The sequence below is a fragment of the Prevotella aurantiaca genome (assembly GCF_015262605.1).
GTDB classification, from domain to species: Bacteria; Bacteroidota; Bacteroidia; order Bacteroidales; family Bacteroidaceae; genus Prevotella; species Prevotella aurantiaca.
This window is the reverse complement of sequence record NZ_JABZSJ010000073.1, coordinates 1-11,151: the sequence shown is the minus strand read 5'-3', so window position 1 is coordinate 11,151 and position 11,151 is coordinate 1. Positions and strand designations below refer to the sequence as shown.

The window sequence follows — 11,151 nt, the reverse complement described above, 5'->3', positions numbered from 1 at the left end:
TAGAGCTTGTCAATACAAGCTTTATGCTGAAATATAGTTTTTAAGGAACGACTATTTAGCAAATAACAACTATAAAATATCTGTCATAAATTTGCGATATTCCATTTTTTGTATGTACCTTTGCATTGCTTTTGCCGATATGGCTCAGTTGGTAGAGCAACGCATTCGTAATGCGTAGGTCCCCGGTTCGAGTCCGGGTATCGGCTCTTCTATTAAAAAGAAGACTTCCAATAAAAGTACAAATACCGATTTCTACATTTATAGTATTAACAAGCGGAATTAGCACATCGGTAGTGCACGGGCTTCCCAAGCCTGGGAGGCGGGTTCGATTCCCGTATTCCGCTCTTCCTTTTATGCTAACTTCAAACAATAAAGCCAGAAAGAAATAAGTATTCTTTCCAGCTTTTTTTACTTCTATAAAAGAATAAATTATTTTCCGCACACACGCTTATATTGTTCTATGAGCCATTGCTTCTGTTTTGCAATGCTGATATGGCTATTATCCAATTCGATGGCATCATCAGCTTTACGCATAGGAGAAACTTCACGATGCGAATCAATATAGTCGCGCTGCTTTAAATTCTCTAAAATTTCTTCAAAGTCAGCTTCAAGACCCTTTGCTTTAAGTTCATCATAACGGCGCTGCGCTCTTACTTCAGGCGATGCAGTTACAAAAATCTTCAGTTCAGCATTTGGAAATACTACAGTTCCAACATCGCGACCATCCATAACAATGCCCTTTTCTTCACCCATTTTCTGTTGTTGTGCAACAAGTGCAGCACGAACAAATGGTATAGCTGCAATAGGACTTACATGAGAAGATACTTCCATCGTACGAATTTCGCTTTCCACATTCACATTATTAAGGTAAGTATCGGGACGACCAGTTTCTTTATTAAGCTTAAAACTTATATTTATATTCGGAATTTCGGCTTCTAATTTGGGTAGGTTGATTGCACCATCTGTATCAATTATTCCATGTCGCAAAGCATAAAGTGTAACACAACGATACATTGCACCCGTATCTACATAGATATAACCCAATTCACGTGCCAAATCCTTTGCCATTGTGCTCTTTCCGCACGAAGAAAAACCATCAATAGCAATTGTTATCTTCCTCATCTAATATTTATTTTTTAGTTTATATTCAAATGAAATTAAAGTATATAAGCCAAGTTTACCATAAGAGAGTTACTTGACGCATGATATTTACCATATGAAACATTCAGTTTGAAACGTTCGAGATTGATACCTCCACCAAAACTAAAACCTGCACCATGACTACTTTCATCGTCACCAACGCCAATTGTCATATCGTTTGCTCGGCGGAAATTATAACCACCACCTATCCATAAACTTTCGGAAAGTAAAACTTCAGCACCTAAGTTCAAGTGATTTATAAATCGGTAATTAAAATGAGTAAGGTCTACAAGCGTAGCCGACACACGTACTGGTAGCGCTGCAAAAGTTTTACTCACTCCTAATTGTAAATCAAAAGGCATCTTTCCAAAATTATCATCATAAGCCTTTACTTGACCACCAAGATTTTTTGCAACAGCCGATACAGACCACTGACGTTCTGGGTCGTACCAATTAAGACCTAAATCTACACCAACAGCAATACTATTGTAACTTCCAATATATGATGTTATGAATTTTCCTGTTATACCACCAACTAAGTTGCGTGCAAGTTCATAAGAAAAAATGGCCTCAACAGCAATTTCACTAGCACTAAATTCGCCTGTCTGCACATTATTCTCATCTACTTCTTTCATCTTACCGTAGTTCATATATTGAATTCCGCCTGCAAGCGTCGACTTGTCATTCATTGCTTTAGTAAAAGAAGCCCCCATATAGTTTGCACCTTTCATATAATTCATATAGCTAAGTCCTATTGTCATGTCACTAACAGATGAAGCCAAAGCAGGATTTGAAAACATCAGCGAAGCATCGTCTTCTATAATAGTAATATTATCACCGCCTAAAGCTGAAGCATGTGCACTAATTGGTAAACGTAGGAAATTATATTCAGTCTGACTTTCCTGCGCTTGCGATATTATTGAGAATATCCCAAGAAAAAGGGCTAAAACATACTTTTTCATTTAATGTATTTTAATTTATTGGCAAAGATACATCTTTTTCCGAATATCTTATTACTTTTGTCTATTGATTATGCAGTCGGCATATTTAACTCCTGAGTTAATGCTTTGCATATAGTATATAACGTTGTAGGACGGGATTTAGTGTTTAAAAGTGGAAACAAAGAAGTCAAATAATGCAGATTTAGAGAACAAGCGTTGGATAGGTTTTATGCTTGGTCTGATAGTGGCATTGTCTATTTTCTTTGTTGCAATTGAATATTCTACACAAGACGATACTGATAAACAAACGAAGACTAACTTGCTAAAGGACTTAAAAATACATGATCAAGAGATGATGCCTGCCATTGATCAACAAAATTTGGCAAAAGAAAAAAATAATGATAAACCATCTGTGGAAGATATGCTTAATATTAAACGAAGTGATACGCCACAAAAGGTTACACCACACGAAGTTGGAAATACAACTTCGAACGATGAAAAAACAGCTGCCCCAAATATTAGCGATACTCCTATTCTTACACAACAAGAAACATCATTACCAGACCCAACTAAAGTAGAAGAAGTAGATAAAAAAGAAAAAAATAAGTTTACAGATGATGATGCCGATAAAAGAATAGAACGCTACGATGATAAAGTCAGCAAGCGTATCTTGTCAGAAACACCTACACCACCAGGAGGTTGGAGTTTCTTCATGACATGGCTCACAAAGAATATAAAATATCCCGAAACAGCAATACATGCCAAACAGCAAGGTATCGTGAATGTTACTTTTATTGTAAATCCCGACGGAATAGTTAGCGACATCAAAATAAAAGAAGCAAAAAATCCTAACTTTGAAGAAGAAGTATTAAAGGTTGTCAGCACAATGGGAAAGTGGAAGCCAGGCATACAAAATAATAAACCTTGCAAATCGTTATTAGAGATACCCATTGTATTTAGTTTGTAGGTAACAAGAACAACCTATAAGACAACTAAAATTCAAATCAGAAAATATAAAATCCATTTCGACATGTACACATCTAATGAACTTTTGGAAATTGTAAACCAATATTTAAATAGTCTTTCTTACGAACGCAAACCAGAAAGTCTATACGAACCTATTAAGTATGTATTGGATTTAGGTGGTAAACGCATACGTCCTATCCTTATGCTATTAAGTTACAACCTATATAAAGATAATCCGAAAGACATTCTATCTTCAGCTTGTGCATTAGAAACTTATCATAACTATACGCTTCTGCACGATGACCTAATGGACGAAGCTCCATTACGACGTGGACAACAAACTGTGCATAAGAAATGGAATGCTAATCAAGCAATTCTTTCTGGTGATTCCATGTTAGTATTAGCTTATGAACGATTGGCAAAATGCGATACAAAACATCTTGAAACAATTCTGCATCTCTTTACAGAAACTGCATTACAAATTGGTGAAGGGCAACAATACGATATGGAATTTGAAATGCGTAACGATGTAACAATAGAAGAATATATCGAAATGATACGTCTAAAAACCAGCGTTTTGCTTGCTTGTGCAACAAAGATGGGCGCAATTTTAGCTGATGCAAATAAAGAAGATGCAGAAAACTTATATAAGTTTGGCGAACAAATAGGATTGGCTTTCCAACTTCAAGACGATTATCTTGATGTTTATGGTGACTCTAAAGTATTCGGAAAGAAAATTGGTGGGGATATAACATCAAATAAAAAGACTTACATGCTAATCACTGCATTCAATCAAGCAAATGCAGTACAAAGAGCAGAACTTGAAAAATGGATAAATAAAAGCGATTTCGATACCGAAGAAAAAATTGCAGCTGTAACACGACTGTACAATGAGATTGGTGTAGATAAACTTGCAAAAGAGAAAATGGATTTCTATTATGAACAAGGTAAGAAATTTCTCGACGCTGTAAAAATACCTAATGAAAGGAAAGAAGCATTGGCTGAATATGCAGCGAAAATGATGAAACGTCAGAAATAAGACTCATCATTCTTTTCTTATTTACATTAATTATTCTTTATATGCCGTACAGACGTTTACCAAAAACCGATGCTGCCCGACTAAAAGCACTTAAGACACTATTAGATAACAATGATATTTATACTGTCAGAAATAAATTCATTGATTGGAAGTTAATAAATAATGCCCAAACGCTTCATGACCATCTACTTACAGCTACCGAACAATATAAGATATCAATGTCTGCACAAGTTAGGAATGCGAGAAAAATGGATGGTCAGCAATATCGTGCAAGTATGTTTCTTAGCCATTTTATTCAAGTGCTACTAATGTCAGTAGAGCGTGGAGAGATAAAACGAAAGCAACTTCTACTTTACGGATTAAACGAAGACACAACATCGTTGCCCAATATAAAGTCAGCCGATGGGTTATTGCAATGGGGACCTCAAATTATTGCAGGGGAAAAAGAAAGAGTGAAACAAGGTGGGAAAGCTATTTACAATCCTTCGATAGGAATGGTAGCTACACATTTCGATATTTATAATGAGGCCTATACAGCACAACGAAAACTGCAAGAACGCACAAATAAAGATAATCGAGTAATAGCAAAGTTGCGTCCTGCAATAGATGAATTAATTTTAGAATTATGGAATGCAATAGAAAGTCATTTTGCAGACCTTCCACCTAAAGAGCGCTTTAACGAATGCCAAAGATTTGGTGTTATATACTATTATAGAAGAAACGAGCAACGCTTGTAACATTCAATAATAAAAAAGTATTAAATAAAGACTTACGAAGAGGTAAAAATATATGATAATAGATACACACACACATTTAGATGGAATAGAATTTAAAGAAGACATTCAAGAAGTGGTAGAAAGAGCTAGAAATGTTGGAGTTTCAAAAGTTCTGGTACCAGCAATTGATTTAAATTCTATCGAATCAATAAACTACGTCTGTAAGTTATTTCCAAACTTTGCCTATCCTATGTTGGGATTGCATCCCGAAGAAGTGAAAGATGATTATCAAGAAGTACTTAAGAAAATGAAAACAGTGCTACTTGAAAATAACAACTACATTGCTGTTGGTGAAATAGGTTTAGACTTCTATTGGAGCAGAGAGTTTGAAAAAGAGCAGTTAATAGCTTTCGAAGAACAGGTAAAATGGTCTATTGAAACACGTTTACCGTTAATGATACATTGCAGGAAAGCGCAAAACGAAATGGTTAAAATACTTGGAAAGTATAAAGATCAACTACCAGGTGGAGTTTTCCATTGTTTTACGGGAAATGAAAAAGAAGCTGCAGAGCTATTGTCATTTGATAATTTCGTTTTGGGAATTGGTGGAGTACTTACTTTCAAAAAATCAAATCTACCAGAAACATTAAAGTCTGTTCCCTTACAACGTATAGTTCTTGAAACCGATTCTCCATATATGGCACCTGTTCCTTTACGAGGAAAGCGCAACGAAAGTTCGTTTTTGATACACATTGTTACCAAATTGGCTGAAGTTTATAATACAACAGAAGATGAAATAGCCATACAAACAAATAAAAATGTAGAACGAATATTTGGAATTTACTAAATAAGGAATATATCATAACGAACATTTTCAACAGGTTCTATAAAGCAATTAGATAATAGAAATGGGAAAAATCAATCTACAAGAGCCTTATCAATTGAGCAAAATAATAGAGATAATATCTAAGGAAATCAAAGAAGGTGGATTTACAGACGAAAATTATTGTTTGTATGCGTGTGATGAAACTTTAAAGCCTGAGCTAATTTGTTATTTAGACGTGTATCCAACAGTTTCAGACAATGAAGAAGAAGTTTATCCCGACTTTATTATCAAAGAATCTTTAAATCTTTTATATTATGGAGAACAATTTGAAGATGTAATTATGAATGTTCTCGAACAAAAAAATAATCCTATAATTGATGATTATATCTTGGCATTAAATTATTATTCTAAGTATGACACATTTAAAGATTTATAGGAAATTATTTTCTCAAATCTAATAGAATCAGCATAGGAGAGGATTAACTCTTGTAAAATATGTGTATCATGAGCATTAAAAAACTATATGTAATTACTCTATTTATAGCATTTGCCAATGTGGTTATACAAGCAGATGTTATAGAAAAAGACTCTATACAACATTGGGGGGCTACTTTAAGTGTGATGAAAAGTAAAGTTATCGCCTTAGATAAAAACCAACGTAAATATTTAAAAGAAGGAGGAAATAGCTCTATTGCTTTAGAATTTAATCATGTTTATCTTCCTTCTGATCATAATTCATTCGCAAGAGATTTCAATTATCCGTCATTATCAATTGGCTTGCGTTATACTATGAATGGTAATGTACGCTTTCATAGAACTCCCGATTTTGCATGGGGAAAAGCAGAAGAAGTACCATACGACTCTCATTTGGGCAATACTCTTTCTTTATATGGTACTTTTCAGCGTGCCATACATCGTAACTATCATTGGGAAACGTCTTATTCGTTAAGTGGTGGAGTTGGTTACACTCGCAAATGGTACAACAAAGAAAATAATATAGACAACGACTTTATAGGAACTCCATTTTTTGTGTATTTTGGAGCTGGAATTCATCAAACTTATCGCTTTGCTCCAAATTGGGGTGTAAGAGCAAGTTTAGAATTTGTTCATCATAGCAATGGTGCACTCTATCGTCCAAACAAAGGTTCTAATAGTATTGGACCATCTGTTGGTATTGTTTATTTTCCTTATTACGAAACTCTTATCAAAGAGCATGATAGTTTCCAATCCGCCCCTTTTAAAAAATATTTATATCTTGATATAACTGCCGGTATCGGTGCTAAAACGTTGGTTGAAGATTGGCAAATAACACAATTCCGCACATCAATTTCAGAGCCTAATTATCGTACTGGAGATTTCAAACGATATCCTACTTATTCGTTACAGGCTAATTTAATGTATAGGTATGCACGTAGATGGGCTTCTGGAATAGGAATAGATGCTTTTTATAATACATATGCGCAACATATTGAGCAATTAGAAAAAAAAGACGGCAATAATATAGATTGCAAACCTTGGTCGGTAGGAATTGCGGGAAAACACGAAATTTTCTACAACAACTTATCATTAAACGTTGCTTTGGGTACTTACTTACTTCGCAGAATGGGCTCAATGGATAGAGAACTAGCAGGAAGAATATACGAGCGAGTTGGTGTAAACTATTCGTTCCCATCTTTAAATGGATTAAAGTTAGGCATAAACGTAAAAGCACATACTACTAAAGCTGCATTTACTGAGTTAGTTATCACCTACCCTTTCATTCTAAAACGGTAATTACAGGGAATGATTCTAATATATACTTGATAATTGAAGAACCTTAAAGAGCTTAACTTTCAAATGTTGAAGTTTCTTTCATCTTGAAAGAGTATATTGAAATAAATTATGGAGAGGAAAGAAAAATATACCAAATAAAATTAAAAAGATACAAAGCATAAAATCATTTTATTGCACGTTTATCACTATGTATATTTTTCAGAACATGCTTATTATTAAAATGCTTGTTATATGATTTGTGTATATTGATGAAAATTAGTACTTTTGCACTTACTTAATGTATTTGAAATACGACATCGTAGATAAATAAAAACAACAAGATAAATGAATATTTCATATAATTGGCTAAAGGAATACGTTGATTTCAACCTTGAACCACAGGAATTAGCGGCTGCACTAACTTCAACAGGTTTAGAAGTTGGAAGCGTAGAAGAGGTTGAAACTATTCGTGGTGGACTGAAAGGACTCTTTGTAGGTAAAGTGCTTACTTGTGAAGAACACCCAAATTCTGACCATTTACATGTTACAACAGTAGACCTTGGCAAAGGCGAACCACAACAAATTGTATGCGGTGCAGCTAATATTGCAGCAGGGCAGAAAGTTATTGTAGCAGATTTAGGCTGTATTTTATATGATGGTGACGACTCTTTTACTATTAAAAGAAGTAAGCTTAGAGGTGTTGAAAGTTTGGGAATGATTTGTGCTGAAGATGAAATCGGCATAGGAACAAGTCATGATGGAATTATTGTTTTGCCCGAAGATGCACAAGTAGGTATGCCTGCAGCTGAATATTATCAACTCGATAGCGACTGGTTAATTGAAATAGACATTACTGCCAATCGTGCTGATGCATTAAGTCATTATGGTGTAGCACGCGACCTATATGCATGGTTGAAACAAAATGGTTACAAAACAGCATTACATCGTCCTAACTGCGATAAGTTTACAGTAGATAATAATGACCTTCCTATTAAAGTTAAGATAGAAAATACTGATGCTTGCCGTCGCTATGCATGTTTAAGTATCACAGATTGTGAAGTAAAGGAAAGTCCACAATGGTTAAAAGACAAACTTAATGTTATAGGCGTTCGCCCTATCAATAACATTGTTGACATAACCAATTACATTATGATGTCTTACGGACAACCAATGCACTGCTTTGATGCAGATATGATAACAGGTAAGCAAATTATAGTAAAAGATAAAAACGAAGGTAAGAAGTTCATCACACTTGATGGTGAAGAACATACACTCGGCGAACACGACCTTGCTATATGCAATGCAGAAGAACCAATGTGTATAGCTGGTGTTTTTGGTGGAAAAGGTAGTGGAACCTACGAAAACACACGCAATGTGGTGTTAGAAAGTGCATACTTCCACCCTACTTGGATTAGAAAGAGTGCACGTCGACATGGTCTTTCTACTGATTCAAGTTTCCGTTTTGAGCGTGGAATTGATCCTAATGGAACTATTTATGCGCTTAAACAAGCTGCCATTCTCTGTAAAGAATTGGCAGGTGGCAAAATAAGTATGGAAGTTTGCGACGAATACCCAACAAAGATGGTGGGATTCCCTGTTCGTTTGAACTACGAATATGCCGATCGTCTTATAGGAAAACAACTTGGTGCAGATACGATTAAGAGTATTGCTACAAGTCTTGAAATGGAAATCGTTAAGGAAGATGCAGAAGGACTTGATCTTATTGTTCCTCCATATCGCGTAGATGTAAAACGTCCTTGCGATGTTATTGAGGATATTCTTCGCATTTACGGCTATAATAATGTTGAAATTCCAACTGAGCTAAAGTCTTCTCTCACTATTGCTGAAGAAGCTGATAAGAACTTCCATAAAGAAGACATTGTGAGTGAACAGCTTGTTGGTGCAGGTTTCAACGAAATTCTAAATAACTCGCTTACTGCACAATCGTATTATGAGGGTGCAGACCTCAATGCTTATCCTTGGGAACAAACTGTCAAGATAATGAATCCATTATCTAGTGACTTGGGCGTAATGCGTCAGACACTACTATTTGGTGGTTTGGAAAGCGTTCGACGAAATGTAAACCGCAAAGCACAAAACTTAAAGTTCTTTGAAGTTGGCAATACTTATAGATACGAACAAGATAAGTGGAGCGAGGAAAATCCTGTTAAAGCTTACCGCCAAGAATATCATTTGGCACTTTGGATAACAGGTAAACGTGTGCAAGGTTCGTGGGCGCATGCTGATGAAGAATCAACTTTCTACGAACTGAAGGCTAACGTTGAGAATATTCTCCGCCGTGTTGGCATGGCATCTAATGCACTTGTGGCAGAAATATCACAAAATAACATCTTCGATAAAGGCTTAGAACTAAAAACTCGTGGTGGAAAAACAATTGTAGAAATGGGTATCTTAAGTCACAAGCTGTTGAAGAAAATGGATATCTCGCAAGCAGTTTTCTATGCTGATATTAATTGGTCTGAGTTAATGAAAGCCATTCGAAAAAATAAATTACAATTCCAAGAAATATCAAAATATCCAAGCGTCAGCCGTGACTTGGCACTCTTGCTAGATTCTAATATAGAATTTGCACAAATAGAAGAAATTGCTCGCCAAACTGAAAAGAAACTTTTAAAGAAAGTTGAACTCTTTGACGTTTACGAAGGTAAAAATCTCCCTGAAGGCAAGAAGAGCTATGCCGTAAACTTCATTCTCCAAGATGAGACAAAGACTTTGAATGACAAAGCAATTGACGCCATTATGCAGAAATTAATTAAAAACATAACAACAAAACTCGGAGCAGAACTCCGATAAATAAACAATTCCTATGGGAAGAGCATTTGAATATCGCAAGGCTGCAAAGCTAAAAAGATGGGGCCATATGGCTCGTACGTTTACAAAGTTGGGTAAAGAAATTGCTATTGCTGTAAAGGCTGGCGGTCCAGAACCTGAAACTAATCCACGTTTGCGTGCTATTATCGCAACTTGCAAACGTGAGAATATGCCAAAAGATAATATCCAGCGCGCCATAAAAAATGCAATGGGTAAAGATACAAGTGACTACAAGGAGGTACCATACGAAGGATATGGCCCTCATGGAATAGCAATCTTTGTAGACACTCTAACCGACAATACAACTCGTACTGTGGGTGATGTTCGATCAGTATTCAATAAATTCAACGGAACACTTGGTACACAAGGGTCGTTAGCATTCCTTTTCGACCATAAAGCTGTATTTACTTTCAAGATAAAGGAAGGTATCGACATGGAAGAACTTATTCTTGACCTTATTGATTATGGTGTAGAAGACGAATTCGATCAAGACGATGAAGAAGGTGAAATAACTATCTATGGAGAACCTACTAGCTTTGGAGAAATACAAAAGCACTTGGAAGACAATGGTTTTGAAATTACTTCTGCCGAATTTACTCGTATTCCAAACGATTTAAAAGAAGTTACAGAAGAAGAACGCGAAACTATTGACAAAATGATTGAAAAGCTCGAAGACTTCGACGACGTACAGAATGTTTACACAAATATGAAGCCAGCAGAGTAAAACGCTCCACAACATCATAGAAAATACAAAAGCCAACCCCACCAATAATGGGGTTGGCTTTTGTATTTTAGACTTAAAAAAGTGTTCTTAATCACTTAGGATATTCATTTCTATTTATATAAGGTTGGTCGTAATGGACACCTAGAGTTTTTTAGTCTACCGGCTTATGTGACAAAAATGTGCTTATTTTAGCGTCGTTTTCTCTTATGTGACAA

10 protein-coding genes and 2 tRNA genes are annotated in these 11,151 nt (G+C 35.5%); 10 read left to right on the top strand and 2 right to left on the bottom strand.

Annotated features, from left to right (window positions below):
- Window positions 1–133: 133 nt before the first annotated feature.
- Window positions 134–206, top strand: a tRNA-Thr gene (locus HXN26_RS10085).
- Between the two features lie 67 nt (window positions 207–273).
- Window positions 274–344, top strand: a tRNA-Gly gene (locus HXN26_RS10080).
- Between the two features lie 85 nt (window positions 345–429).
- Here the strand turns inward: HXN26_RS10080 and cmk are convergent.
- The gene (cmk, locus tag HXN26_RS10075; RefSeq protein ID WP_025000851.1) at window positions 430–1,122 is read right to left on the bottom strand and encodes a (d)CMP kinase; all 693 of its coding nucleotides are present in this window, start codon (window positions 1,120–1,122) and stop codon (window positions 430–432) included.
- A 35-nt stretch (window positions 1,123–1,157) separates the two neighbouring features.
- Entirely contained in the window at window positions 1,158–2,102 is a 945-nt protein-coding gene (gene porQ, locus HXN26_RS10070) for a type IX secretion system protein PorQ (protein WP_273161078.1), read from the bottom strand.
- 151 nt (window positions 2,103–2,253) lie between these two features.
- On the opposite strand from porQ, the gene HXN26_RS10065 reads away from it, so the two are divergent.
- The 8 genes from HXN26_RS10065 to HXN26_RS10030 all read left to right on the top strand — a co-directional run bounded on the left by HXN26_RS10065 (window position 2,254) and on the right by HXN26_RS10030 (window position 10,936).
- Entirely contained in the window at window positions 2,254–3,048 is a 795-nt protein-coding gene (locus HXN26_RS10065; protein ID WP_273161076.1) for an energy transducer TonB, read from the top strand.
- Window positions 3,049–3,111: 63 nt separating this feature from the next.
- Window positions 3,112–4,086, top strand: coding sequence for a polyprenyl synthetase family protein (locus HXN26_RS10060; protein ID WP_273161075.1), 975 nt, complete (start codon window positions 3,112–3,114; stop codon window positions 4,084–4,086).
- A gap of 41 nt (window positions 4,087–4,127) precedes the next feature.
- Window positions 4,128–4,823: a hypothetical protein gene (locus HXN26_RS10055; RefSeq protein WP_273161073.1), complete on the top strand. Its 696-nt coding sequence runs from the start codon at window positions 4,128–4,130 to the stop codon at window positions 4,821–4,823.
- 52 nt (window positions 4,824–4,875) lie between these two features.
- Entirely contained in the window at window positions 4,876–5,649 is a 774-nt protein-coding gene (locus HXN26_RS10050) for a TatD family hydrolase (protein ID WP_025000846.1), read from the top strand.
- Window positions 5,650–5,710: 61 nt separating this feature from the next.
- Window positions 5,711–6,064 carry a DUF7716 domain-containing protein gene (locus HXN26_RS10045; protein ID WP_273161070.1) on the top strand — a complete coding sequence of 118 codons (354 nt, stop codon included), beginning with the start codon at window positions 5,711–5,713 and terminating at the stop codon, window positions 6,062–6,064.
- A gap of 68 nt (window positions 6,065–6,132) precedes the next feature.
- On the top strand, window positions 6,133–7,401 hold the full coding sequence (locus tag HXN26_RS10040; RefSeq protein WP_273161068.1) for an acyloxyacyl hydrolase: 1,269 nt from the start codon (window positions 6,133–6,135) through the stop codon (window positions 7,399–7,401).
- Between the two features lie 324 nt (window positions 7,402–7,725).
- Window positions 7,726–10,194 (top strand): phenylalanine--tRNA ligase subunit beta, encoded by a 2,469-nt coding sequence (gene pheT / locus HXN26_RS10035; RefSeq protein WP_273161066.1) that lies wholly within the window; start codon window positions 7,726–7,728, stop codon window positions 10,192–10,194.
- 13 nt (window positions 10,195–10,207) lie between these two features.
- Window positions 10,208–10,936: a YebC/PmpR family DNA-binding transcriptional regulator gene (locus HXN26_RS10030; protein ID WP_273161064.1), complete on the top strand. Its 729-nt coding sequence runs from the start codon at window positions 10,208–10,210 to the stop codon at window positions 10,934–10,936.
- The last annotated feature ends 215 nt before the right edge of the window (window positions 10,937–11,151 follow it).

Bases quoted from the DNA above. Each gene is read 5' to 3' on its own strand.
- HXN26_RS10030 (WP_273161064.1), top strand. From the start codon at position 10,208: ATGGGAAGAGCATTTGAATATCGCAAGGCTGCAAAGCTAAAAAGATGG.
- HXN26_RS10040 (WP_273161068.1), top strand. From the start codon at position 6,133: ATGAGCATTAAAAAACTATATGTAATTACTCTATTTATAGCATTTGCC.
- pheT (WP_273161066.1), top strand. From the start codon at position 7,726: ATGAATATTTCATATAATTGGCTAAAGGAATACGTTGATTTCAACCTT.
- porQ (WP_273161078.1), bottom strand. From the start codon at position 2,102: ATGAAAAAGTATGTTTTAGCCCTTTTTCTTGGGATATTCTCAATAATA.
- HXN26_RS10045 (WP_273161070.1), top strand. From the start codon at position 5,711: ATGGGAAAAATCAATCTACAAGAGCCTTATCAATTGAGCAAAATAATA.
- HXN26_RS10055 (WP_273161073.1), top strand. From the start codon at position 4,128: ATGCCGTACAGACGTTTACCAAAAACCGATGCTGCCCGACTAAAAGCA.
- cmk (WP_025000851.1), bottom strand. From the start codon at position 1,122: ATGAGGAAGATAACAATTGCTATTGATGGTTTTTCTTCGTGCGGAAAG.
- HXN26_RS10050 (WP_025000846.1), top strand. From the start codon at position 4,876: ATGATAATAGATACACACACACATTTAGATGGAATAGAATTTAAAGAA.
- HXN26_RS10060 (WP_273161075.1), top strand. From the start codon at position 3,112: ATGTACACATCTAATGAACTTTTGGAAATTGTAAACCAATATTTAAAT.